The sequence below is a fragment of the Paraburkholderia aromaticivorans genome, assembly GCF_002278075.1.
In the GTDB taxonomy this organism is placed as follows: domain Bacteria; phylum Pseudomonadota; class Gammaproteobacteria; order Burkholderiales; family Burkholderiaceae; genus Paraburkholderia; species Paraburkholderia aromaticivorans.
The window spans coordinates 205,149-228,761 of sequence record NZ_CP022991.1 but is presented as its reverse complement, the minus strand read 5'-3'; the positions used below and the strand labels follow the sequence as shown (position 1 = coordinate 228,761).

The window sequence follows — 23,613 nt, the reverse complement described above, 5'->3', positions numbered from 1 at the left end:
CCCCACCCAACGTCGCCTATTGGTCGTCGCGAAGCAGTGGAAACGGGAAATTGCCAGCTTTATACTGAGCGTCTCCATCAATCGCGGAATCGTTATGCGGCGCGTGATCGTCCGGCAGTCGCCAGTTCATGGGAAAGGTGTTTTCGCACTGCGCGTGCTCACTGCGGGTGAGCGTGTGCTCGAATACAAGGGAGTGATCACAGGCTGGCGGGAAGCCGTACGGAGGTACCGTCGCGAAGGGATCGAAGGGCACACGTTCCTGTTCGGCCTCTCGGATGGCCGCGTGATTGACGGCAGCCGCGGCGGCAACAGCGCTCGCTGGTTGAATCACGCGTGTGCGCCTAATTGCGAGACCATCGAAGACGCCGGACGCATCTTCATCCACACGCTCAGGCCAATCGGAGCAGGCGAAGAGCTCTTTATTGAATATCTGCTGGCGGTTGACGACCCCCAGGACGAGGACACGCGACGTCAGTACGCGTGCCGGTGTAGCACCGTGGGCTGCCGTCGGTCGATGCTGGCGGATGCCGCGTAACCGGGTCGGTTGACGGTACGGTCAGGATCGGCGTGACGAGCGTTTTTCCGTCTCGATGCGCTGGAACTGTCGCTGACAACGGAACAGGTATCTGGAAGCAGAGGATCGACGGATCTATCCCCGGCTAAGAGTCCGATATAACTCGTTCGCTCGATTCAGGTGCATACGCATCGCTGCAGCGGTGCCGTCTCCATCGTGTTTGGCAATCGCGTCAACAATCCGCTGATGTTCCGACAAGGTCAATTCTTCGGCACCGGCGCGCGTACCAGCGGCCGATAGTATTCTCCGGCCCAACGGAACAGCGATTCGACAATTGACGGGAAATCGCTTGCGGGGTCCGCCTCGGTTGGACTGGAGGTCGTAAAGATCTGATCCGTGCTGTTTCGATTCATCGGGACTACCGCGCAATCAGTATCGGAACGATCGACGGTCAGTTCGATTCAATCGTGTCGGGTCACCGTGCAACGGTTTTCGCGCGCAATCGCGACATGGTGCGCGCTTGCGCATTTCGTCGGTCCCTGTCACTTCGCCGCTGCGTTGCGCGCGATCAGCCGCTATAGTGAGATGCGTAGGTTCAAGGACTGCGGCCGCCCGCGTTAGCGGAATGACTGGTCGCGATTAGCGTTCCAACGGACGCCGGCAGCGGAATTGGCGAACTTCAAGACATGGTACAAAAAAACCTGCTAAGACGGCTCGACCTCACGACCCTCCAACTCTTTCTGGCGATCTATGAAGAGGGCACGCTGACACGCGCATCCGAACGCGAAGCAATCGCGGTTTCGGCGGCAAGCAAGCGCCTGGTCGAACTCGAGCATGCAGTCGGTGCATCGCTCTTTCATCGCAACGCGCGCGGTATGACGCTGACACCGGCGGGCGAGACCTTGCTGCATTACGCACGGCGGGTGATGCGCGATATCGAGAACATCGGCATTGAACTCGCCGGACACGCGAGCGGCGTGCGCGGGTACGTGCGGATGGTGGCGAATCTGTCGGCGATCGTCGAGTTCCTGCCGGAAGATCTGCGCGCATTCCAGTCGCTCAACGAGCGCGTCAAGATCGATCTGGAGGAACGGCCGAGCGGGGGCGTGGTGGAAGCCGTGGCGGACAATCTGGTCGACCTGGGCATCTGCTCGGGTGACACGGAAACCCGCGGTCTGCAAGTCGCGCATTACCGGCACGATTCGCTCGTGGTGGTCATGCGCGACGATCATCCGCTGGCCGGCCGGTCGAGCGTGGCCTTTGCCGAGACGCTCGACAGCGACCATGTGGGCCTGCACGCCGCCAGTTCGATCAATGCTCGCACGCACCTCGCAGCACAACAGGCCGGGCGGCCTCTGAGGCTGCGCATCCACGTGCCCGGCTTCGATGCGGTCTGCCGGATGGTTCAGGCGGGCATGGGTGTCGGGGTGCTGCCGCTAAAGGTCTATCAGATCATGGGTCGTCAGCTTGAGCTTGTTGCCGTTACGCTCGACGACGCTTGGGCACGGCGCGATCTGGTCGTCGTAGCACGCGATGTCGGAGCGCTGTCGCCCGTCAGCCGATTGCTCTACGATCACCTGGGTCTCGCCGAGGCATCCGAAGCCTGAGCGTTCGCCGTTCACGAACGGTCGTTGGCGAAATGCGGTTGGACGCGGCCTCGGCGTGCCTTCTAAGCTGTCTCCCATACCTTTCCAATGAGGAGACAGCACGATGAGTGGCCCCCTACAGGGTATCCGCGTCATTGAGATTGGCACACTAATCGCGGCACCTTTCGCGGCGCGGCTGCTGGCCGAGTTTGGTGCCGAAGTGATCAAGATCGAGGCACCGGATGGCGGCGACCCGCTGCGCAAATGGCGCAAGTTGCACGAAGGCACGTCGCTTTGGTGGTATCTCCAGTCGCGCAACAAGAAATCCATCTGCCTGAACCTGAAATCGGCCGACGGTGTCGACATCGTCAAGCGGCTCGCCGCCGATGCTGACATCATCATCGAAAATCTTCGGCCCGGAGCGCTCGAAAAGCTCGGCATCGGCTGGGATGTCATCCACAGCATCAACCCGAAATTGACGATGGTCCGCATCTCCGGATACGGCCAGTCGGGACCGTACCGCGACCGGCCGGGCTTCGGCGCGATCGGCGAGGCGATGGGCGGCATCCGCTACACGACGGGTGAAGCCGACGGGGCACCGGCGCGGGTCGGCGTGAGTCTTGGCGATTCGTTGGCATCGCTGCATGGCGTCATTGGCGCGTTGATGTCGCTGCTGCGTGTCAAGACGGGACAGGGCGACGGGCAGATTGTCGACGTATCGCTGGTTGAGAGCGTGTTCAACCTGATGGAAAGCCTCATTCCGGAATACGATCTGCTGGGTCATGTGCGCGAGCGCAGCGGCGGCGCACTACCGGGGATCGCACCGTCGAATACTTATCCCACGGAAGACAACGGCTTCGTCGTGATTGCGGGCAACAGCGACCCGATCTTCAGGCGGCTGATGCATGCGATCGGCCGTGCCGATCTGGCCGACGATCCGGCGCTCGCCCGCAACGACGGCCGAGCCGCTCAATGCGCGCGACTCGACGAAGCCATTGTGGCATGGACACGTCACCATTCGACCAATGACGTGCTCGCAACGCTCGAAAGCGCGGAAGTACCCGCCGGGCGCATTTATTCAGTCGCCGATATCGTTTCCGACCCGCACTATCGGGCGCGCGACATGCTGCTGCAGGCCGATTTGCCGGGTGGCGTGTCGGTTAAGATGCCGGGCATCGTGCCGAAGCTATCGGAGACGCCGGGGGAAATACGCTGGCAAGGTCCGATGCTGGGCGAGCATACGGATAGCGTGCTGGGCACACTGGGTTTGGACCGAAGCGAAGTCGAGCGGTTGCGCCGCGAAGGAGCGGTGCAATGAACGCCGCCGCATTCGACAAACTGCTCGTCCAGGAAGTCGCACCGCGCGACGGTTTGCAGATTGAACCCACGTGGGTCGAGACTGCGGACAAGGTCGCGCTTATCAATGAGCTCTCGACAGCCGGGTTCTCGCGCATCGAGGCGGGCTCGTTTGTTTCACCGAAGGCAGTGCCGGCGCTGCGCGACGGTGAGGCCGTTTTTCAGCAAATCACGCGCGATCCCGGCGTGATTTACGTCGCGCTGGTACCGAACCTGAAGGGTGCGCAACGCGCATTGACCGCGCGGGCCGACGAGTTGAATCTCGTCATGTCGTCAAGTCAGACACACAATCGCGCGAACATGCGGATGAGTTGCGAGCGCTCGCTTGCCGCGTTCCGCGACATCGTCGAGTTCACCAGGGGGACGTCCGTCACGTTGAACGGAACGATAGCCACGGCATTCGGTTGCCCGTTCGAAGGCAGTATTGATGAGGCACGGGTGATCGATCTCGTCGACACCTACCGCGAGATGGGCATGCAAGGCATCACGCTCGCGGATACGACCGGCATGGCGAATCCACGACAGGTCGGACGGCTGGTCGCACGCGTGCTGGAATGCGTGCCCGCCGAGGCGCTCACCCTGCACTTTCACAATACCCGCGGCCTGGGGCTCGCCAATGTCCTCGCGGCCTATGAAGCGGGCGCACGCCGTTTTGACGCGGCGCTGGGCGGCCTTGGCGGCTGTCCGTTCGCGCCCGGCGCATCGGGAAACATCTGCACGGAAGACCTTGTGAATATGTGCGAGGAAATGGGCATTCCGACCGCGATCGACCTCGAGAAGCTGATCGCGTTGTCGCGCCAGTTGCATCCGCTGCTTGGCCACGATGTCCCAGGTCAACTCGCAAAAGCGGGACGCAACTGCGATCTGCATCCTGCGCCCGAGTACGTTGCCGGCATTTGACACCCACTCACCCCTGAAGCAGATATACGACCGGACGGCGTGTGCCAGTTCGGCATGGAGACGATCATGAGCGATCTAAGTGCAGTCGAAGCAGGCAACCATCAGGCAGACGAACAAGGCATCGCATCCATCCTTCGAAAGGTCGCGTGGCGCCTGATGCCGTTGATCATGATCTGCTATCTGTTTGCATTTTTCGACCGTATAAATATCAGCTTCGCCAAGTTTCAGTTGCAATCCAGCCTGGGAATGTCAGATACGGCATATGGTATCGGCGCGAGCCTCTTCGTCATTGGCTATGTCTTATTCGAAGTACCCAGCAATATGCTGCTCTACAAGGTGGGCGCACGCCGGTGGATTGCGCGCATCCTGATTTCGTGGGGACTGGCGACGGCCGCGATGGTGTTCGTGCGCACCGAGTGGCAGTTTTACGGTTTGCGCTTCCTGATCGGCGCGATGGAAGCGGGTTTTGCGCCTGGCGTGCTGTACTACCTGACGCTGTGGTTCCCGCCCAGCTCTCGCGGCCGGATTACCTCGATGCTTTTTCTTGCGTCAGCGTTCTCCGGCCTGGTCGGTGCACCAGTCGCGGGTCTCGTGCTCGGTCATCTGCACGGTGTCCTCGGCATGCCCGGGTGGCACTGGCTGTTCTTGCTAGGGGGTTTGCCCTGTGTGCTGCTGGGCATTCTCGTGCTGAAACTACTGACGGACCGTATCGAGGATGCTGGCTGGCTATCGTCCTCTGAAAAGAAGCTGCTCGCAGGCCAGATTGCCCGGCAAAGCGTTCACGCCAGCAACGCAGGCTCGCTGCTGAGCGCGATTCGCACACCCGGCTTCATGACACTCGCGCTCGTTTATTTCCTGATTCAGGTCGCGTCATACGGTCTGAACTTCTGGGTTCCACATTTGATCCGCGCGGCAGGTACGCATAATCCAACCGTGATCGGCCTGCTGACTGCCGTGCCCTACATCTGCGGCGCAATCTGCATGGTCGTCGTGGGCCGGTTATCCGACGCGTCCGGCGAACGTCGCAAGTACGTCTGTGGGCTGCTCCTCACGGCGGCAGGGGGATTTTTCGCAGCGGGATTATTCGATAAACAGACTGCGTTGCTGGTTGTCGCGCTGGCGGTGATGGGCGGAGGCGTCGTTGCATCGATTCCCGCCTTCTGGGCGCTCCCGCCGAAGCTCATGACAGGGGCGGGAGCGGCCGGTGGGATCGCGCTGATCAACACGCTTGGCCAGCTTGGCGGCATCGTGAGTCCGATTATGGTCGGCCGCGTGATGGACGTAACGGGCAGCACCACACCGGCGCTGTATGCGATCGGAGGCATGAGTGTCGTGTGCGCTCTGATCGTGCTGTTCGCTTTGCCTGAGTCTTTGCGTCACCGAGATCAGGTCTATGGCTGAGAAGACAGGTCAGGGCGAGGGCAAGGCCGGATCAGGCTTTTCGCGGGCGGCAACTCGCGCACGATGCGAGTTGCCGTCCATCAAACCAGCACGTGACCACCGTCGACAACAATCACCTGGCCCGTGCCGAACCCCTGCTGCATGAGGTAAAGGTACGTCTGGGCAACGTCACTTGCTTCCCCGACGCGCCGCACAGGCATCTTCCCGGCAATATGTTCGTAGAGACCCGCTCGATCCGCTTCGCTCATGTTGTCCCACAGCGCAGTACGCAAGACACCGGGTGCCACGGCGTCGACACGCAGCGGCGCAAGCTCGACGGCCAATGTCCGGGTAAGTGATTCGATTGCGCCCAGGATACTGAACGGGATCGCCCAGCCAGCCAGCGGGCGCGACGAGGCCACTCTGCTCGTGAGGGTGATGGAGCCACCGGCGCGAATAAGCGGAGCGGCATATTTGACGGCCTTGAGCGCGCCCCAATAGCGCACTTCAAAAGCGCGCTGCGCGTCGTCGATGCCAAGCTCAGCCAGGCTTTGCAGGAGCAATGATTCCCCGGCGGTGTAGACGAAGTGGTCGAGCGTACCGACGCGCGCAAAAAACGCACGCACTTGCCCCTCGTCGGTAAAATCCAGCGACTCGCCGCGCGTGCCATGAGGTAGTCGTTCCAGGGCCGCCGCGACGCGCTCAGGCCTGCTCGAAGCGATGATGACAGCGGCGCCGGCGCGCGCGGCAGCTTCGGCAACGGCAAAGCCAATTCCCGACGTGCCTCCGGCCACGACGACCCCGCTGTGATGGAGAGAAATGCTGGTAGGGGTGCTGTTTTCCCTATCTGAGATTGTGGTGAGCGAGTGGTCCGAGTGACGACGCGCAGCGCAACGCAGCACATGCTGTCGAGCGATCGATCGAAGCGCTATCGCGGTCGCAATCGACTGTAGGCGATCTGCGGCAATCGCGTTGAAGGTGCCGTCCGCAGATTGCGTCTGGAAAGATTACATGGGGTGAGCCGCGGCCGCGGCGCGAGATCTGGCTGCAAGCATTGCGTAGGAAAAGTGCCGGCCACTACATAGCCAGAATTTCCCTCACAGCGTTGTCGATAAACTTGACATCGACTGCATTGGCCGCGGGTCCGCCCGCGAAATGCCCCCACACCGACTCGATGGGCCGCAACTGAGCGTTGGGCATCTTTGAAACTTCATACTCGCTATCTTCCGGCGGGAAGTACAGATCCGTGCGCCCGGGCATCACAATAGCCTTGGCAGTGATGCTGCCCAACGCGCGATCGAAGTTTCCCTGGTGAAGAGAATTGGCGGAAATATCGCCGTGCTGCCAACTCCACATCATCGACAGAATATTGTTCGCGTCCTTCTTCAGGAAATCGCCTTCCCAGAACTGAATGATAAAGTCTTCAAGCGAGCCATATCCCATCGCTTCCATGTCGAGCCGCTGACGCAGAAACGCCTGCGAAAATCCCCACCCGACAAACACACGCGCCGCAGCGCGCATTCCGCGCGTGGGCGGTGCATCGTAGAAGCCGTCCTTGAATTCCGGGTCCAGCAGCAATGGCGCCTTGAGGCCTTCAATAAACACGAAATTGTGCCGCGAGCAGCGCGCGGCACCGCAGATCGGCAGAATTCGCTCGACCATCCGCGGATACATCGCGGCCCAATGGAACGCCTGCATCGCGCCCATCGACCAGCCGGTGACGAGCTTGAGCGACTCGATGCCGAACTTCTCGGTCACAAGGCGGTGCTGCATCGCGACGTTGTCGTAGAGCGTGACATGCGGAAAGCGGCCGCGGTCATAAGGCGGCGGGTTATTGCTCGGCGAACTCGATACGCCGTTGCCGAACATGTTCGGCACAATGATGAAGTACTCTCGCGGGTCGAGCCCCATGTGCTCCCCAATCAGCCACTCGTTGTCGACATGGCTGCCGCTATAAAACGTCGGATAGACAATCGCGTTGTCCCGCGTCGCATTCAGTTGGCCATATGTCTTGTAGCTGAGCCGCATGTCAGGCATCGTCGCGCCGGACTGCAACGCGACGCGGCCAAGGCTGAAAGTTTCGAAGTCCGTCATGTGAGCCTCATATTTAATTGGCGAAGACGTTAAGGAATTTTCGGGTACGCTCGTGAGTTGGGTTGTCGATCACCTCCTGCGGCGTCCCTTGCTCGATGATCTCGCCGCCATCCATGAAAACGACGCGATCGGCGACATCGCGGGCAAAGCGGATTTCGTGCGTGACCACGACCATCGTCATCCCGGCATCAGCGAGCCCGCGCATCACGCCAAGCACTTCTCCGACGAGTTCTGGATCGAGTGCCGAAGTCGGTTCGTCGAACAGCATTAACTTCGGTTTGATCGCAAGCGCACGCGCAATCGCTACCCGCTGCTGCTGACCACCTGATAACCGATGCGGCAGAAAATCCGCATGCGCGGCGAGGCCCACGCTCTTCAACAGTTCGCGGCCGAGCGCTTCTGCTTCGGCGCGAGGCACGTCATAGACCTGCTGCTGTGCTTCGACGATGTTCTCCAGCGCACTCAAATGACTGAACAGGTTGAAATGCTGGAACACCATGCCCACACGTGCTTCGGCGCGCGCACGTGCGAGGTTGTGCAGGGGCCGCACGGTGCCGCCGCCACCCGGCACTTCCCGATAACCCACATACCGTGAGTCGACCTTGATCGTCCCCCAGTCAAGCGGTTCGAGATGGTTGATGAGCTTGAGCAGCGTGCTTTTGCCGGAGCCGCTCGGACCGAGGATCACGACCACTTCGCCATGGGAAATCGACAAGTCGACGCCGCGCAAAATCTCGCGCTTGCCATACGATTTCCAGACGTTCCTGCACGCCACAAACGGTTCATCGCGATGGCGTGGCGTGCGGCTTTCCGCGGGCAGCAGCGTGCCGATCCATGCATGATCGTTCGCCTCCGGCTGCTGGGCGGGGACCGGCAAAACAATCGGTGCGTCGAGCGGTTTCGCATCAGGTGTCGAAGCGCGCAGTCCGAACCACGAGAACGTGAGTTTCCGATCGCGCTCGTGATCGAAGATGCGTTCGAGCCATACCTGAAGCAAGGAAATTCCGCTCGTCAGAAACAGATAGATGACCGCTGCCGCGCCGAACACGGTAAAGAACTTGAAGTTCTGTCCGACGACCTGTTGCGAGCGGAACGTAAGTTCGTTGACGAAGATCACCGACGCAATCGATGTTAGCTTCAACATGCCGATGGTGTCGTTGGCGAGACCCGGGATTACCGCGCGCATCGATTGCGGCAGGATGATGCGGCGTAACGTGAGTAGCGGTCCCATGCCCAGTGCTGCGGCCGCGGTGGATTGCGAACGGCTCACCGACAGAATCCCGGCACGAAACAGTTCAGCGCTGAACGCCGCCTCGTTCAATGCAAAGCCGATCACCGCGGTCGTGACTTCATCGAAGCGCAATCCGATCAGCGGCAACGCGTCGAAAATGAACACGAGTTGCAGCAGTTGCGGTGTGCCGCGCACGAACCAGATATAACCCCACGCCGCCGAGTTCAAGGTCTTGAATCGTGAGAGCCGCATCAGCGCAAGGCCGAGCCCGAGCACAAGCCCGATTGACATCGCTATCAGCGTAATCTTCACCGCGATCCACGCGCCGCCGAGCAGAAACGGCGAGCCGACATAACCGACCAGTTCCTTGAAACCGTCGAGCACCTGAACGCCATCGAGACCGGCGGCCATGGCCGGCTGAAGGAGGAGCATGGCGACCATACCGAGCGCGCCGACGACGTTGTGTTTGATACGCAATGCCTTCATTTCAGAACCTGATCCATGACGCTGCCGGCACACGGCAAGGTGTGCCGTGCAGGCAGCCTTTATTGAGTAAGCAGTGTGGCGGGCATTTCCAGCGACGGATCTACGCCGTATTGCAGAAAGGTTTTCTTCTGCGTCTGATTGGCCTGCATGATCTTGAGTCCATCCGACACGGCGGCGATCATGTCTGCGTTGCCTTTCTTTACGCCCACGCCGATCTTCATGCCGCTCGTCACCATGAAGCCGCGGGTGTAGAGCTGGGGGTTCTGTTTCGCGAGACCGTCGACGAGCGCCAGGTCGTACATCATGACGTCGGCGCGATGGCTGGCGACGAGGCGCGCGCCGGATGCGATATCGGCGGACGTCATGATGGTCACATCGGATTTACCTTCGGCTTTGCATTTGGCGGCTTGCGCTTGCGCCATCGTCAGCTCGACGGTGCCGATGCCTGCCGTGACCGTGAGGCCGCAGAGCTTCGAGATGTCGTCGACCTTTTTGGGGTTGCCGGCCGCCACCAGACCGCCGGTGCCGGCCTGCATATACGTGACGAACGTCGTTTCCTTCGCGCGCTCCGGTGTGTAGTACAGCAGGTCCCACATCACATCGATCTGTCCGGCACGCAGCGCGGGCAGCAGCCCGGGCCAGCCGGCAGTGAAGAACTCCGTTTTCACGCCGGCGCAATCGAACACGGCACGAGCCATATCGGCATCGGCGCCGATGATCTTGTTGAAATCCTTGCCGTCACGAAACGCATACGGCGGCGACTCGGGGTCCACGCCGATCTTGATGGTCTTGCCCGCCAGCGATGGATACTTCTGGGCGACCTTGGACGGTTCGCACGATTGCGCTGACGCGCCTTGTGTGAGGAGCAGACCGGTGAGGGCGCATAACAGCAGCTTGATGGCCTTTGACATGAACATGACGAATCCTATTGAGGTTGAAAACGGAATACGAGCGATAAAGGGCGGTATAAGGAAGTCGGAATGAACTGATTAATGGCCTAGAAAATCGGTTCGTCAGTAAAAAGTGTGGGTTGTCGGCGGCTCGGGCAAATTGCCAAGTGCATGATATAGCGCGATTTCCGTCGTTCGAAACGTCCGGAAGCCGTACGCTTTTCTCATGGTGACTTTGGCCTTGTTGTTCAAACCCTCGACGATTCCGCTGGAGAACTGCTTGCGCGCATGAAAGTAGTTGAGAATCAGTTCTCGATGGGCGCGCACGGTGCGTGCGAACTTCTTCATTGGTTCGATGCGTGAGCGCATGACCCGGGTGCACCACTGATCGAGGAACTTGCCTGCCCAGACAGGCGAGATGTAATCCCAGATCTGCTGGAACTCCTCCTTGAGAAGATAGGCGCGGACACTGCGCAGGTTGTAGTGCAGCAGATCGCGCAGGCGCAGTCGCTGATTGTCAGTAAGGTTCTCTGGCCGCTTGAGCAAACACCAGCGGGACTTCTTGAGGACTGGCTCATAGCCGTCGCGGGTCATGCGGCGAGCTTCCTCGGCGCGAACCTCGTCGATCGCCTTGTTCATTTTGGCAACGATGTGGAAGCGGTCGAGGATGTTCAGCGCGTTGGGGCAATGTAGTGCGATCATCTCGATGTAGGGCCGCCACATGTCCGAGCAGACGAACTCGACCTGCTCGCACAACCGTTTGCCGATCATGACGAAGAACTTTGCGAAGCTTTCCTTCGTGCGCTCCTGGCCAACCCAAAGCAGGCGCACGCAGCTGGCCTCGATCTGATAGACCAGCGTGAGATAATTGTGCCCTCGGCCATACTGGATTTCATCGACGCCCAAAGCGCGGATGGTGCCGAGTTCGCGATGGGCCAGCCCCCAGTCGACCACCCACTCCACCGCCTGGGCAACCTTCTCCCAACTGGTGCGAAAGCTTTGCGCTGTCTCTTTCCAGGAGAGCTTGCGTGCCCACTGCGCGAGAAACAGCATGTAGGCCTTGGTCAGCGTGTGCTTGCCGATGGCCCACGGCACCGTCTCGACCTTCACGCCGCACTCACGGCAGTCGACGCGGCGCATGGCGTACAGCAAAATCACCGCGAAGCCCCAGATCGGAATAAATTCGAAACTACGCGATGCGAGCGTGTCATAGCCGCTGCCAGGCCGGTTGCAACACGAACAGATCGGCTTCGAACCCTTGCGTGGCCGCACGTCGATCTCGATGGTTTTGGACTGCTCGCACAGTCGGGCACTTTCATAGACGAAGCCGGGAAAATGATGGCAGGCATTGAGCAGGCGGGTCAGCAACATGGTTAGCAAGCGCGCGGGAATCAGTAAAGACGCTATTGTTACCTCAGATCCGCACGCACTGGAGCGCTACGTCCCGGACTTGCAGAACTGGCCTGCCTCATGGCGCTTCGAGGACGAGGACATCCCATTCGGACAGGCGCTCGTGAAGGTCTTCACACCTTTCCTGCAACACCTGCTGACCCACGGCTATGCCCGCAAAACGTTGCACCGCCACCGCGATCACCTTTGGATGCTTGGTGGCCATCTCATCGAAGTCCGTCACGTCGATCCGGACTTAGCCGCCATGGATGCCCGCACACTGCTTCTCAATGAGATCCACGAGTTCGGTGGCCCGCTTTCGAGGCACCTCTCCGAGCACGAGCAGAACGCCTTTGACGCTACCTGCAAGAAACTCTATCGCTTCCTCTGTCCCTCATGAATCGCATCAAACCACCCACAGATTCCGCCGACGAGCCAGAAAATCCATGTGGCTTGCAATAGAACCCGGCGTGGTGATGCAGATCCGGCCTTCGTCGCGTGCGCGCGCAATATGTTCGAGTGCGCGGCGCATGTGACACAGGCGATGCGGCTGTCCCATCAGGTACGCATGCAATGCAATGCCCATGACCAGCGGCTCTCGGGCCGACTGGCGCAGCATTTCCTCAAAGTGGTCAATCATCAGATCGGCGAACGACTTCGCGTCCATCTGGCGCGCAAGAATCATCGGGATATCGTTGACTTCCTCTTGATACGGAATTGCCCACAACGGCTGACCGTTGCGCGTAATAAGACGCGTCGGCTGATCGTCATGGCACCAGTTGAGCGTGTACTGGTAGCCCGATTCCGCCACCAGATCGCTGGTGACACGACTCTCCGAGAGCCACGGCGATAACCAGCCCGCCGGCTGCTGCGCGCTCTCCGCCGCGATGCGCTCGCGACAGGCCACGATTAGCGCGCGTTCGTGGTCCTCAGTGAGGGTTCCTTGCCGTTCCGAATTCGTATGGCCGTGCGCGACGAGTTCATCGCCGCGCTGCGCGAACGCGGCTACCAGCTCGGGACAATGATCGTAGAGCGCCGTGTTGATGATTGCCGCGACCGGCAGCGCAAGGTCGTCGAAGAGATCGAGACAGCGCCATGCGCCGACCCGCAATGCGTACTCACGCCACGCGTGATTCAGCACATCGGGTTCGGGCATGACCGGTCCAATAGTCGGTCCCAGTCCTTCGCCGAACGCAAAGTGCTCGATGTTGAAGCCGATATAAACCGCCAGCCGGGATCCGTCAGGCCAACGATAAACCGGGCGGCCGTTGATCGGTGAATAGTGAAAGCGCCCGTGGCCGGGCAGCGCGCGATGTGCGGGAGAATCCATGATCCAGTGAGTCCTGTCGAACGGCGCGTACGCCTGTGTTCACGTCAGAACCCATGGTAGGGAAGTCAAAATCGCCGCATCGCGCTTGCTGCGAACAAACTCTTGTACGCACGCGTATTGGAGCACACCACTCGCTACTTCAAGCGGTGAAGAGCGATTTCCGGATGATTGCGTGCACCCCCCAGTTGCCGTCCACCACCTGTGTCACGCCGAAGTCGACAGCGACCGAGATCAGCGAGATCGCTTCATCTTCGGAAAGGCCCTTGGTTGCCATCAGGAAGCGCCGCGTTTTGATGAACGCGTCGCGCATGGCGAGATCGAGAGTGGATTTTTCGTACACCGCGCTTTGCGCGGTGGTGCCGAACTCGGCCAGATAGTTCGGATAGCTGAAGCCGTGAAGAACCCATTCGTCGGCGGTTTCGACCAACGGGTAGGTGAGGTCCGAAAATACCTGACTGCCTAGCGTTTCTTTCTTGTGAAGCACCAGTTGGAAGTCGCCGGTGAGCGAACACTCGATCGCGGTGCCGCACAGTTCCGAGTCTCCTTGCGATGCATGCGGGTCGCCGACGGAGAGCAGAGCGCCGGGAACCCCGACTGGCAAGAATACGCTCGCTCCGCGCGTCACGCGCCAGTTGTCGAGATTTCCTCCGAAGGTGGACGGCGGAATCGAATCGATCAGACCGTCCTGCTGCGGCGCGACGGTGACCACGCCGAAGTGCGGACGAACCGGGATCTGGACATTCTTCAGGATGTCGTGATTCTCGACTACGGTCGAATGATCGACTGGCACGCCAGGATAGTCGATCGTCGGATGCATCACGCCAAAGGGATCGCGCTGAGGCGTCCAGCGGAAGTTATAGACGGCGCGCGCGCAGGCTGTTTCGCCCGCAGTCGGGTTGGCGTCGAGTTCATAGATGGTGACGACTTCGCGCGGTTTCGGCTCGGTCAATAGCTCGCGATAGTGGAACCCCCACCAGGCAGCGGCATTGCTGCCGAACGCGCGCCCGGCGAATTTCGGATTGGCGCAGCGGCGAGGGTGAATATCGAGGATCCGAACCTCCAGCACATCGCCCGGTTCCGCGCCGCGCACGGCAATCGGGCCGGTACAGATATGCACGCCGAAGCCTTCTCCCGCACCACGTCCGTAGATAGACGCGTCCATGGGGCCCGCGCCGCGGCGGTTGACGTTCTTGCGCTCGGCAGTCCAGTGGAACACGCTTTCGGCGCCGGGATCGCCTTGCACCATGCGCTCCCAATCGTCCGCCGCGTGTTGCGTGAGGGTTTCGATCGTCACTGTGTCGCCGCTGTTCAGTTCCAGCACGGGCTTGATATCGTGACTGAAGTAACCCCAGTGAATCGTGTTGGCCGTCGCTCGCAACAGGTGATGACGCGGCTTGCCCGACTCGCGGGGCGACGGCGGTGCCGAAGGTGCTTCAGGCGGCTCTGTAAGGTCGGCCTCGTCCGCCTCTTCGTCAGTGGCTGCCTGTCCGGCGAGTTCCGCATGCACGAGCAGACTTCCGGCATTGACGGGCAGACCGCGTGAGATTCGCCGCACGAGATGGCGTGCCAGTTCAAGACTCGCTTCATGCCGGAAAGTGCGCGGCGACGCGCCATACTGCTCGCGAAACGCGCGGCTGAAATACGCGGGATCGTTGAATCCCCAGCGGAAGCAAACATCGGCAATCGACAGCTTTTCATACAGGGGATTGACCAGATCCGCGCGGCAGCGCTCCAGTCTGCGTGAGCGCAAGTAGGTCGAGAAATTCTGTCCGACCGCTTCGAACAGCTTCTGCAGGTAACGCGGCGAGACGCGCTCTTCTTTGGCTATCGATGTCAGCCCGAGGTCGGGGTCAGCGAGATTGCCTTCGATGGTTCGACATACGCGCGAAAAAAGCGCCGCTTGAGAGGGCGTGAGTCCGCTGAAGCTGCCTTCCTTGTCGTGACCGACGAGGCTTGCGACCAGGAACTCCGCGAGCGCGAGTTCGAGGGGACGCAGATCGTCGAGTGACAACGTCTCCACGCTTTCGGCAATCGAGCGTAGAAAACCGGAGAACACGTGGCCGATACCGGCGTCTCCGGGCAAACGTCCGGCACGCAGGGAGAATGGTGTAAGAAGGCGCGCGTTGATCGCAGTGCGGGGTACGCGGATCACGAACGCGCGGAAGTCGGAGTTGAACGACAGGAGCGCTTCCTCGCGCGACGACGCATAGACAATGTCGCCGGCCGCAACTCGCGTGCGCACACCGTCGGCGACGAGCATCACGCCGCCGTCGAGATGCAGCGCGATCACAAGACTGTCGGCGCCGTCGACCTTAAGCTCGATGGTCTGTGCGAACGCGGCCAGCGCGATCAACTCGAAGCCGTTGCTCGACTTGCGCGATTTGATGGTTCCGTGCGAGTGGCGCGCGGCCGTCTGAGGCGCGCCGCAGCGTAGACCAAGCCGATCGAGGGCCTCGTTCCATGCTCTCAGGCGGTCTACTTCGGCGTACGACTCGGTAGTAAAACGCAGTAAGTCCAACCCTGGCTCCCGGACCCTGACGAACGTCAGTCGACTGATTGAAAGGCAATGTCCGTGCCATCGGTGACAACGCGGTTAGCGCTACCACGCTGCGCCATCACGGTGCGTTTTCGCACACTTGTGGCGCAGCGCGCAGCTCACGCGCGAGGTTTTTTCTTCGGAGGAAAGATGCTGCGGGGGATCTTGCAGTGTATTCCCTGGCGACCGTCGACCACCTGCGTCACGGAGAAATCCGCGGCGACGCTCATGAGCGAATAGGCGTCGTCGCGCGAGAGACCTTGCTGTTCGGTAAGCAGCAGCAACATGTCGCGTGAAGCGTTTTTAGTCGCGACGTCGAGGTCTTCGTCGAAGCCGTGGACGATCCAGTAGTCCGGCGTTTCCAGTAGGGGCGAGGGAAATCTGAAGTCGCGCCGCAACACGATCTGGAACATCACATTAAGGGACGCCTCGATCGCGGTGCCGCTGATTTCGCCGTCGCCTTGCGATACATGCGGGTCGCCGATCGAGAACAACCCGCCGTCCACGGCAACCGGGTAGTACATGGTTGAGCCGGCGCCGATGCGCCAGTTATCGATATTGCCGCCATGCGCGCCCGGCGGCACGGTGCTCACGCGGCCCGCCACATCAGGCGCGACGCCTGCCGTGCCCAGATGAGGGCGCACCGGTACGCGAATGCCTTCGAGCGCGAGTTCGCGGCAGCAGTCGCGGATCTCCGAGCGCTTGCCCGGCACGAGATATTTGCCGGGATAGTCATACGCATACAAGGCGTGAGCGGTGTTCGATGCCTGATCGAGTTCGTAGATAGTGACGCGTTCCTTCTCGAAGTCAGTGAATAGATGGCCCCAATGCGCGGCGAGATTCGAGCCGTAGTTGAAGCGCGGAATCATTTGCAGATAGCGCACCTCTAGCAGATCGCCGGGTTTCGCGTCTTTCACGAAGATTGGCCCGGTCATCAGATGCACGCCGGGTTGCCGATCCGCTTCGGCAATCGTGTCGTAGAGCGCGCGCACCTTGTCATCCATCATGAGTTCGGGGGCGTCGCCTGCATGATGCGTGATTGCTTCGGTGCGAACGAAGTCGCCGCTCTCCACGATCAGTGCGGGCGCTAGTGCCGCGTCAAAATATCCCCAGTGAACATTTTTCTGGATGGCAGGCAGGTCGTGAAGCATGCTTTCCTAAGCTCCGTAAGAGTGTGCGATCGGTGCGACGTGACCGATGACAAATCGTACGAGCGACAGAATTGAAACACTTGGGCGACAGCGTACAAAAGCTTGTGCGTGAGCGAATCGGGTTGCCGCGGCACCCGGCTGACGGGGGCTCGTCGCCTTGCCTGGCTGCGCCGACAACGAACGGCAACTCCAGAAAACAGGAAAGCTCTGCGCCCCTCGCGCTCGGTCAATCCGATGACCGCGTGGCTTGTCCTGCCCCTTCACCCCATTCACTCCTCCGGCCCAGGACCCTCTATAGATCTCTATATGACCTTGGCGACTACGGCGGAAATTCATTTCCAGCCGCATAGCGGCCGCTATCGGCGTAGTGGCTATTTTGAAAATTGGCCTGACCGAATGAGAATGAATTGTCCCTGTCGATGCGTCCCGGCCATCGACAGAATGTCCATTAACAGACCAGTCTCTGATACCGGCCGACTCAAGCATGATGGTCGGACCTGTCTGCATCCTGCCAACCACGATCGACGGAACACCGTAATGACCCGACTTCGCATCACTTCCTGCGGCCTGAGTTTCATTGCCGAAACCAATCCGGACGCACCCCAGACCGTCGCTGCATTCCTGAAACTGTTGCCGTACACGCAAAAAATCATTCACGTGCGCTGGAGCGGGGAGGGTTGCTGGGTACCCCTAGGCGAATTCAAGCTCGAAAACGACGGCGTCGCGGTCGGGTTCGAGAATCACACGAGCCATCCGTCGGTTGGCGACATCCTGTTCTATCCGGGCGGTTACAGTGAAACCGAAATCATCATGGCTTACGGTTCGTGCCTGTTCGCGAGCAAGATGGGGCAACTCGCTGGCAATCACTTCCTGACGATCGTCGAAGGCAAAGACAAGCTTCGCGAACTCGGCGTCAAGGTACTGTGGGAAGGCGCGCAAGACATCACGTTCGAGAAGATCTGAAGCGTTGACCGGGGATGACCCGCGCTCGGCCGTGGTCGCCCCCGAAGAACATCAAGCGGCGGCGCGCGCTCGAACAGCCCCCTTTCTCCATAGTCGGGCTGTTCACCGTATGACGATCGCGCGATAGGGTAGGGCATATGTGGTCGATACAGGCCACGCATAGCCATCAAGGACCTTTAGTCGCGTCCGACGCAGCACAGACAACTACCCGCATGCCTGCCCAGATATGCGCCTTCGCCTGGCATCACCGTGTCGTCGCCGCGCGTGAGCAGCACCGGCAAGCCGTTCTGCTCACGCGCAGATGCCGCCCCGCATGTCGGACACGACGCTGGCTCATCGCGCATCGCGACGCGGCGCATCTGGTCGAACACGCCACACTGCCCGCACCGAAAGTTGTAGATCGGCATGACGTGGCTCGCGTCAGAAATGAGCGCCGAGTTCGCCGCGCGCGACGAACTGGCCTGCGCCACTGCGTCCAACCCATTGTCCGTCGTCGATCAACAGTTCGCCTCGCAGCAGCACTTTCTTTACGCGGCCCGTGACCTTGTGACCCTCGAACAGCGTGAAGTCGCAATCGCTATGCTGTGTTTCGGCGCTAATCGTATGTGACTCTTGCGGATCGAATAGCACGATATCCGCATCGCTGCCGATTGCGAGCGTGCCTTTCTTCGGGAATAGTCCGAACAGTTTCGCGGGCGCTGTTGAAGTCAGTTCGACGAAACGGTTCAGTGAAATGTGGCCGGTGCGCACGCCGCCGTCGTAGACGACCGTCATCCGTGTTTCGACACCCGGCACGCCGTTCGGAATCTTCGAAAAGTCGTCGGCGCCAAGCGGCTTCTGATTGACGTTGCCGCGATGACCTTCCTTCATGCAGTACGGGCAATGATCGGTTGAGATCAGTTGCAGGTCGTCCGTTTTCAGTGCGGTCCACAGCGCCTTTTGCGCTTCTTTCGACCGCAATGGCGGACTCATCACATAGCGCGCCATATCGAAGCTATCGTCGGCATACGCGGATTCATCGAAGAACAGGTAATGCGGACAGGTTTCCGCAAACACGGGGATGCCGAGATCGCGGGCTTCGATCACATGTTTGAGCGCTTCCTTCGCGGACAGGTGGACAAAATAGACAGGTGCATCGGCCAGTTCCGCCAGTTTGATACCGCGATGTGTGGCTTCGCCCTCCATGATCGCGGGACGGGTCAGCGCGTGATAACGCGGCGACGTGTGGCCTTGCGCAAGCGCTTCGCGAATCAGCAGATCGATCACCGTGCCGTTTTCCGCATGCAACGCGATCATCCCGCCGTGCTGGCCGACCATGCGCATGGCCTGAAAAATCGACGCGTCGTCGGACATCACCGTTCCCGGATACGCCATGAACATCTTGAAGCTCGATACGCCCTCATGGCGGATTGCGTGCTGCATGTCGGCGAGCACCTGGTCGTCGACATGCGTAACGATCACATGAAAGCCGTAGTCGATATGCGACACCGAACCTGCTTTCTGCTGCGCCCGGGCGATTGCGTCGAGCGGGCTCGTGCCGGCGTTTTGCAGCGCGAAGTCGATGATCGTCGTCGTACCGCCGAATGCAGCCGAGCGTGTACCCGAATCGAACTTATCGCATGTCACCGAAGGGCCGAACGTGTTCTCCATATGCGTGTGCGCATCGACTCCGCCGGGAAATACCAGCAGCCCCTTCGCGTCGATTACGCGGGTATCCGGCCCAGCTTCGAGTTGAAGGCCGATACAGACAATCCGTTCGCCTTCGACGACGATATCGGCCACGTAGTCGTCGACGGCGGTAATCAGTCGTCCGCCGCGAATCAGCGTGCGGGTCGTGGTTTGAGTCATGAATCGCTCCGGTCGTGGTGAATCGCAAGATCAAAAGACAGCGCAAACGAAAGCGCCTCTTCGAGATGCCCAGTTTCTGCCGCGGACAAAGGCGGAATCGGCGGACGAATGGAAGGATGTGGAAATCTGCCGAGCAGATGCAGGCAGGTCTTGAGCCGCACATTCGCATGCGAGCCCGGCGCGGTGCCGTAAATGGCTTTTGCCAGTGGATAAACGTGTTCGTGCAGGCGCTGTGCCGTGGCAAGGTCGTGTTGCTGTACGGCGCGATACAGCGCCACGACCAGTTCGGGCACGACCGCGGCCAGACTGACGAGGCTGCCTTCCGTGCCGAGCGTGAAGCACGTGAACAGATGCTCGTCGCCGGAGGCCATCACTGCCACGTGCGGCGCGACAGATTTCACGAGGCGCCGGTTCGCTTCGTAGGTCGCGGTTTCCCAACTGCCTTCCTTGATCGCGACAACCTCGGGGAGCGTGACGAGCGTGGCCAGCATCTCGGGCGTGTAGGCCATCGCGCCGGTACTCACGCCGGCCTGATACAGCATCATCGGCAATTTCGAATTGGCATTTGCGATGCGATGATGATTGACGACGGTCGTGAGATCGGTGGAGAGCGCCCATGAATACGGCGGAAACAGCAGCAGTGCATCGGCGCCTGCGTTTTTCGCGTCGTCGGCGTGGGCCTGCGCTTCAAAGCTGTCTTCCGAGTTAACCCCAGCTACGATGATCGAACGATCGTGGCATACCTCATGCGCGATCTCCACCACCCGACGCTTGTCTTCACGCGACAGGGCGACGTTCTCGCCCGCGTGGCCGTTGATCAGTAAGCCGGCAATGCCGTCGACGGACGAGGCCGCTTCGATATGGCGGGCAAGCGCGGCTTCGTCGAGATGACGGCCATGCGCATCGAGCGGACACAGTGTGGCGGCATAGATGCCGTTGAAAGGGGCGTCGTGCGAGGGAATCATTGCGTGTGTTCTCGATGGGAAAGTGCGGGCGCGTCTTGCGTGGCGGGCGCGGCGATCAATCGCGCAGGATCGAACAAGGGCAGCTCGGGCGGGTTGCCGAGAATTGCCTGGGAAAGCAGTTTGCCCATATAAGGACCACTCGTATAACCGGAGTGCACACAGCCGATCACGTAGGCGTTGTCGAGCCCGGGCAGTGCACCGATCATCGGCATCGCGTCGGCCGTTTCGGATTCGAGTCCGAGCCAGATGCGCGCGACACGTGCGCGCGCGAGTGCGGGGATGACGTGTTGTGCGAGTCGCAGATTGCCGGTCAGATTGTGCGGAATCGTTTCGACGGGACCGCGCTCGCGATCGCCGACACCTTGCCAGCCGCCGCCGATCACGACGCTGCCGTTCGCGAACTGCTTCATCGACAGTAGCCCGTTCGCGATGCTCAACACGGTGCGCATCACAGGCGGCATGCGTTCGGTAACGATCAGCTGGTTGACCAGTGTCTTGACCGGAATGTGGATGTCGAGCATCGCCAGCAACGGTTCCAGCCATACGCCGCCGGCCATCACGATGCGCGCCGCGTCGATCCTGAGCGGCGCCGAGGCGGTGTGGGGGCCATGCACGCGGTAGCGTCCATGCAACTGTTCGATGCGTGTGACAGGCGCAATTTCGAAGATCTGCACGCCGGCCGCGCACAGCGCGGAGCGATACGCGCGGCCGGTCAGATACGCGCTCGCGAAGCCGTCGGTCGCGCAATATGCGGCTTCGAGCATCGCCGGATTGAGACCGGGCTCGACCTCGAGTGCGGCGTTGGGCGCGAGCAGGTCGATTTCCGCGCCGTATTCTCGGCGCGCTGCGGCGCGTGCGCGAAGCAACTGCCGCTCGTTTTCAGTGAACGCCAGGGACAAGCCCGGTGCGGCGGTTGCAAGCACGCCTTCGCCGAGCCATTCGTCCGCTTCCATCCACATCTTCCAGGCGTGTATTGCATACGGCACCAGCGCGGCGCGTGTCATGTGCAAGGTGAGCGTGCCGGCGTTGACGCCGGACGCGGCGCGGCACAGCGCATCGCGTTCGATCAGCGCGACGCGCATGCCGGCGCGCGCGAGAAACAGTGCGGTGGTGCAGCCCATCACGCCGCCGCCGACCACGGCGACGTCGAACGGCTTATGCAACGTGTCGTGCACGGTTTCGTTCAATTCGCTCATAGCGGCGCAGCCTTCGGAATCGGAATGTCGCCGTAACTGAAGTCGCCGGTCAGGGCTTCGACAGTGACGGGGCGCAAGGGTGTGCGCGCGGAAAAACAGCCAACGGCTTCGCGCGAGTGGGCACCCGTGCGACGCATCAGAAGCTCGCCTGCGATATCGCCGCATGTGCGGCCCTGGCAAGGCCCCATTCCACAGCGCGTCCACGCCTTGAGCTGATTGACGTCGTGCGCGCCCGCATCACAGGCGGCGTCGATCTCAGCGCGCGTCACATCTTCGCAGCGACATACGATCGTATTCGGCGCAATGCTGTCGACATGGCCGGGGCGCAGCGCCATCAGATTTGCCATTGCATGGCCGAAGCGCGCGGCATTGCGATGGGCGACGCGTGCCCGTGCGATGCGTTCGTCGCAGACGCCGTCCTTGGCGCCCAGATCGCGCGCGCAGGCGAGTCCGGCGAGAATGCCGTGGGTCGCCGCAGCGGCTGCACCGGCGATGCCAGCACCATCGCCTGCCACATAGAGCAGCGGACGCGATGTACGGCCATCCGCGTCGGCGACCGCGATCCAGCCACCGGCCGAGCGCGAGTAACGATGTTCGGCGCGCATCAGCCGCGTGATTTCCGTTGAAGGCGTGAGACCATGCCCGACCGCGACGCAATCGGTCAGGACAGTCGTGTGCTCGCCATCGATCACGCGTCCGGCTGCGTCGCATGGCGCCAGCGTCGCGCGCAAACGGCCGCCGACCGGCTCGACGCGCACTATCGTATGTCGCGCATAACGGGGCGTACCCGCGCGTCGGATCGTGCGCCACCATTTGAAGCCCTGCCGCAGCAGATCGAGACGCCCGAGCATTGCGGGCATCGAGCGCGCCCAGTCTCCGGTACTCGCAAGGTCGACGATCGCTTCGACCTTGCCGCCGCCTTCGATGGTCTTTGCGGCGACGGCCGCCAACAGCGGACCGCATCCGGCCACCAGCGTCGAGCGTCCGGGAAGCATGTGTTGTGACTTCAGCAAAATGGTTGCCGCCGCGAGACCGATCACGCCGGGCGTTGTCCATCCTTCGAACGGCACGACGCGCTCCGTCGTGCCCGATGCCACGATCAACGCGCGCGCCGTGCAATAAAGCGGGCCATTCGGGCCGGTTGCATCGACACGGTAATTGCCAGTCACGGCCCACACAGGATGGCGGAAAAAGGCGGTCACCGTGCTTGCGGCAAGCTCGCGGCGCAATGCGTCGCCTGCGGTCCGATCCGCGCCTCGCGCCGGCGCGATGCCGTCGATCGGGGCGCGATACACCTGACCACCCGCTGCAGGGTTTTCGTCGAACAGTGCGACACGCAATCCGGCAGCCGCTGCCGTGATTGCCGCATGGGCGCCGGCGGGACCGCCGCCCAGCACGATCACATCGAATGCGGCCGTCGTCTCAGACATCGATGCCGGTCTCCGGAACGGTTTCCACATGCATGCCGGTTACAACGGGCGTTTGACATGCAAGCACGCGTCTGCCGTCGACCATCACGAGGCACTCCTGGCAAGAACCCATCAGACAGAACATGCCGCGCGGCTGATTTAAACGCGGACTTACGCGCAAAGACCTGACGCCCGCTGCGAACAATGCGGCCGCAATGCTCTCACCTGCATGCGCGGCATAACGCTTGCCGTCAAAAAACAGGTCGATCGCGGCGGCGCGGTGGGGATCGTGGATACGCATTGCGTCCTCTTCAGACTTCGGTGCTGGCATCGTTGCCCACCTCGCTTGACAAGTAATTTAGGCGATGTTTTGATACTAACGTATACGA

21 protein-coding genes and 1 pseudogene are annotated in these 23,613 nt (G+C 61.0%); 7 read left to right on the top strand and 15 right to left on the bottom strand.

Annotated elements, in window-relative coordinates; translation table 11 throughout:
* The first annotated feature begins 94 nt into the window (after positions 1-94).
* Positions 95-535: an SET domain-containing protein gene (locus CJU94_RS34065; protein WP_095423405.1), complete on the top strand. Its 441-nt coding sequence runs from the start codon at positions 95-97 to the stop codon at positions 533-535.
* A gap of 114 nt (positions 536-649) precedes the next feature.
* Here the strand turns inward: CJU94_RS34065 and CJU94_RS34060 are convergent.
* A pseudogene (locus tag CJU94_RS34060) lies at positions 650-858 on the bottom strand (FCD domain-containing protein); the annotation flags it as partial.
* Positions 859-1,200: 342 nt separating this feature from the next.
* Between CJU94_RS34060 and CJU94_RS34055 the strand changes: the two are divergent.
* The 4 genes from CJU94_RS34055 to CJU94_RS34040 all read left to right on the top strand — a co-directional run bounded on the left by CJU94_RS34055 (position 1,201) and on the right by CJU94_RS34040 (position 5,757).
* Positions 1,201-2,121 (top strand): LysR family transcriptional regulator, encoded by a 921-nt coding sequence (locus CJU94_RS34055; RefSeq protein WP_095423064.1) that lies wholly within the window; start codon positions 1,201-1,203, stop codon positions 2,119-2,121.
* 103 nt (positions 2,122-2,224) lie between these two features.
* A complete protein-coding gene (locus CJU94_RS34050) occupies positions 2,225-3,418 on the top strand; it encodes a CaiB/BaiF CoA transferase family protein (protein ID WP_095423063.1) in 1,194 nt (397 codons plus the stop codon).
* Complete coding sequence (locus CJU94_RS34045; RefSeq protein ID WP_095423062.1) at positions 3,415-4,356, top strand: hydroxymethylglutaryl-CoA lyase; 942 nt, start codon at positions 3,415-3,417, stop codon at positions 4,354-4,356. Before CJU94_RS34050 ends, CJU94_RS34045 begins: the two co-directional genes overlap by 4 nt.
* Before the next feature lie 66 nt (positions 4,357-4,422).
* The gene (locus CJU94_RS34040; RefSeq protein WP_095423061.1) at positions 4,423-5,757 is read left to right on the top strand and encodes an MFS transporter; all 1,335 of its coding nucleotides are present in this window, start codon (positions 4,423-4,425) and stop codon (positions 5,755-5,757) included.
* Between the two features lie 80 nt (positions 5,758-5,837).
* Here the strand turns inward: CJU94_RS34040 and CJU94_RS34035 are convergent, their stop codons facing one another.
* The 5 genes from CJU94_RS34035 to CJU94_RS34015 all read right to left on the bottom strand — a co-directional run bounded on the left by CJU94_RS34035 (position 5,838) and on the right by CJU94_RS34015 (position 11,808).
* Positions 5,838-6,530, bottom strand: a complete 693-nt coding sequence (locus CJU94_RS34035) for an SDR family oxidoreductase (RefSeq protein ID WP_244221140.1) — start codon at positions 6,528-6,530, stop codon at positions 5,838-5,840.
* Between the two features lie 283 nt (positions 6,531-6,813).
* A complete protein-coding gene (locus CJU94_RS34030; protein WP_095423060.1) occupies positions 6,814-7,830 on the bottom strand; it encodes an alpha/beta fold hydrolase in 1,017 nt (338 codons plus the stop codon).
* A 13-nt stretch (positions 7,831-7,843) separates the two neighbouring features.
* A complete protein-coding gene (locus CJU94_RS42340) occupies positions 7,844-9,547 on the bottom strand; it encodes an amino acid ABC transporter permease/ATP-binding protein (RefSeq protein WP_095423059.1) in 1,704 nt (567 codons plus the stop codon).
* Between the two features lie 59 nt (positions 9,548-9,606).
* Positions 9,607-10,464: an ABC transporter substrate-binding protein gene (locus CJU94_RS34020; RefSeq protein ID WP_095423058.1), complete on the bottom strand. Its 858-nt coding sequence runs from the start codon at positions 10,462-10,464 to the stop codon at positions 9,607-9,609.
* A gap of 96 nt (positions 10,465-10,560) precedes the next feature.
* Positions 10,561-11,808 (bottom strand): ISL3 family transposase, encoded by a 1,248-nt coding sequence (locus CJU94_RS34015; protein WP_095417046.1) that lies wholly within the window; start codon positions 11,806-11,808, stop codon positions 10,561-10,563.
* Here CJU94_RS34015 and CJU94_RS34010 point away from each other — a divergent pair.
* Positions 11,807-12,226 (top strand): hypothetical protein, encoded by a 420-nt coding sequence (locus CJU94_RS34010; RefSeq protein WP_095417045.1) that lies wholly within the window; start codon positions 11,807-11,809, stop codon positions 12,224-12,226. The genes CJU94_RS34015 and CJU94_RS34010 overlap by 2 nt on opposite strands.
* Positions 12,227-12,232: 6 nt before the next feature.
* Here the strand turns inward: CJU94_RS34010 and CJU94_RS34005 are convergent, their stop codons facing one another.
* From CJU94_RS34005 to CJU94_RS33995, 3 genes are all read right to left on the bottom strand, one after another.
* On the bottom strand, positions 12,233-13,156 hold the full coding sequence (locus CJU94_RS34005) for a polysaccharide deacetylase family protein (RefSeq protein WP_095423057.1): 924 nt from the start codon (positions 13,154-13,156) through the stop codon (positions 12,233-12,235).
* Positions 13,157-13,295: 139 nt separating this feature from the next.
* The gene (locus tag CJU94_RS34000) at positions 13,296-15,674 is read right to left on the bottom strand and encodes an acetamidase/formamidase family protein (RefSeq protein WP_095423056.1); all 2,379 of its coding nucleotides are present in this window, start codon (positions 15,672-15,674) and stop codon (positions 13,296-13,298) included.
* 137 nt (positions 15,675-15,811) lie between these two features.
* Positions 15,812-16,843: an acetamidase/formamidase family protein gene (locus tag CJU94_RS33995; protein ID WP_095423055.1), complete on the bottom strand. Its 1,032-nt coding sequence runs from the start codon at positions 16,841-16,843 to the stop codon at positions 15,812-15,814.
* Positions 16,844-17,380: 537 nt separating this feature from the next.
* On the opposite strand from CJU94_RS33995, the gene CJU94_RS33990 reads away from it, so the two are divergent.
* On the top strand, positions 17,381-17,806 hold the full coding sequence (locus CJU94_RS33990; protein WP_095423054.1) for a DUF3830 family protein: 426 nt from the start codon (positions 17,381-17,383) through the stop codon (positions 17,804-17,806).
* Positions 17,807-17,982: 176 nt separating this feature from the next.
* Here the strand turns inward: CJU94_RS33990 and CJU94_RS33985 are convergent, their stop codons facing one another.
* The 6 genes from CJU94_RS33985 to CJU94_RS33960 are packed head-to-tail and all read right to left on the bottom strand — an operon-like array spanning position 17,983 to position 23,555.
* Complete coding sequence (locus CJU94_RS33985) at positions 17,983-18,213, bottom strand: FmdB family zinc ribbon protein (protein ID WP_095423403.1); 231 nt, start codon at positions 18,211-18,213, stop codon at positions 17,983-17,985.
* A gap of 13 nt (positions 18,214-18,226) precedes the next feature.
* Complete coding sequence (hydA, locus tag CJU94_RS33980) at positions 18,227-19,654, bottom strand: dihydropyrimidinase (protein ID WP_095423053.1); 1,428 nt, start codon at positions 19,652-19,654, stop codon at positions 18,227-18,229.
* Positions 19,651-20,619, bottom strand: coding sequence for a dihydrodipicolinate synthase family protein (locus CJU94_RS33975; protein ID WP_095423052.1), 969 nt, complete (start codon positions 20,617-20,619; stop codon positions 19,651-19,653). Before CJU94_RS33975 ends, hydA begins: the two co-directional genes overlap by 4 nt.
* Positions 20,616-21,815 carry an NAD(P)/FAD-dependent oxidoreductase gene (locus tag CJU94_RS33970; RefSeq protein ID WP_095423051.1) on the bottom strand — a complete coding sequence of 400 codons (1,200 nt, stop codon included), beginning with the start codon at positions 21,813-21,815 and terminating at the stop codon, positions 20,616-20,618. The genes CJU94_RS33975 and CJU94_RS33970 overlap by 4 nt, the downstream gene beginning before the upstream one ends.
* On the bottom strand, positions 21,812-23,245 hold the full coding sequence (locus CJU94_RS33965; protein ID WP_095423050.1) for a (2Fe-2S)-binding protein: 1,434 nt from the start codon (positions 23,243-23,245) through the stop codon (positions 21,812-21,814). The genes CJU94_RS33970 and CJU94_RS33965 overlap by 4 nt, the downstream gene beginning before the upstream one ends.
* Positions 23,238-23,555 carry a (2Fe-2S)-binding protein gene (locus CJU94_RS33960; protein WP_244221139.1) on the bottom strand — a complete coding sequence of 106 codons (318 nt, stop codon included), beginning with the start codon at positions 23,553-23,555 and terminating at the stop codon, positions 23,238-23,240. The genes CJU94_RS33965 and CJU94_RS33960 overlap by 8 nt, the downstream gene beginning before the upstream one ends.
* Positions 23,556-23,613 lie beyond the last annotated feature (58 nt).

Excerpts from the sequence above, each read along its gene's own strand:
- CJU94_RS34065 (WP_095423405.1), top strand. The coding sequence starts at position 95 with ATGCGGCGCGTGATCGTCCGGCAGTCGCCAGTTCATGGGAAAGGTGTT.
- CJU94_RS34055 (WP_095423064.1), top strand. The coding sequence starts at position 1,201 with ATGGTACAAAAAAACCTGCTAAGACGGCTCGACCTCACGACCCTCCAA.
- CJU94_RS34050 (WP_095423063.1), top strand. The coding sequence starts at position 2,225 with ATGAGTGGCCCCCTACAGGGTATCCGCGTCATTGAGATTGGCACACTA.
- CJU94_RS34045 (WP_095423062.1), top strand. The coding sequence starts at position 3,415 with ATGAACGCCGCCGCATTCGACAAACTGCTCGTCCAGGAAGTCGCACCG.
- CJU94_RS34040 (WP_095423061.1), top strand. The coding sequence starts at position 4,423 with ATGAGCGATCTAAGTGCAGTCGAAGCAGGCAACCATCAGGCAGACGAA.
- CJU94_RS34030 (WP_095423060.1), bottom strand. The coding sequence starts at position 7,830 with ATGACGGACTTCGAAACTTTCAGCCTTGGCCGCGTCGCGTTGCAGTCC.
- CJU94_RS42340 (WP_095423059.1), bottom strand. The coding sequence starts at position 9,547 with ATGAAGGCATTGCGTATCAAACACAACGTCGTCGGCGCGCTCGGTATG.
- CJU94_RS34020 (WP_095423058.1), bottom strand. The coding sequence starts at position 10,464 with ATGTTCATGTCAAAGGCCATCAAGCTGCTGTTATGCGCCCTCACCGGT.
- CJU94_RS34010 (WP_095417045.1), top strand. The coding sequence starts at position 11,807 with ATGGTTAGCAAGCGCGCGGGAATCAGTAAAGACGCTATTGTTACCTCA.
- CJU94_RS34015 (WP_095417046.1), bottom strand. The coding sequence starts at position 11,808 with ATGTTGCTGACCCGCCTGCTCAATGCCTGCCATCATTTTCCCGGCTTC.
- CJU94_RS34005 (WP_095423057.1), bottom strand. The coding sequence starts at position 13,156 with ATGGATTCTCCCGCACATCGCGCGCTGCCCGGCCACGGGCGCTTTCAC.
- CJU94_RS33995 (WP_095423055.1), bottom strand. The coding sequence starts at position 16,843 with ATGCTTCACGACCTGCCTGCCATCCAGAAAAATGTTCACTGGGGATAT.
- CJU94_RS33990 (WP_095423054.1), top strand. The coding sequence starts at position 17,381 with ATGACCCGACTTCGCATCACTTCCTGCGGCCTGAGTTTCATTGCCGAA.
- CJU94_RS33985 (WP_095423403.1), bottom strand. The coding sequence starts at position 18,213 with ATGCCGATCTACAACTTTCGGTGCGGGCAGTGTGGCGTGTTCGACCAG.
- hydA (WP_095423053.1), bottom strand. The coding sequence starts at position 19,654 with ATGACTCAAACCACGACCCGCACGCTGATTCGCGGCGGACGACTGATT.
- CJU94_RS33975 (WP_095423052.1), bottom strand. The coding sequence starts at position 20,619 with ATGATTCCCTCGCACGACGCCCCTTTCAACGGCATCTATGCCGCCACA.
- CJU94_RS33970 (WP_095423051.1), bottom strand. The coding sequence starts at position 21,815 with ATGAGCGAATTGAACGAAACCGTGCACGACACGTTGCATAAGCCGTTC.
- CJU94_RS33965 (WP_095423050.1), bottom strand. The coding sequence starts at position 23,245 with ATGTCTGAGACGACGGCCGCATTCGATGTGATCGTGCTGGGCGGCGGT.
- CJU94_RS33960 (WP_244221139.1), bottom strand. The coding sequence starts at position 23,555 with ATGCCAGCACCGAAGTCTGAAGAGGACGCAATGCGTATCCACGATCCC.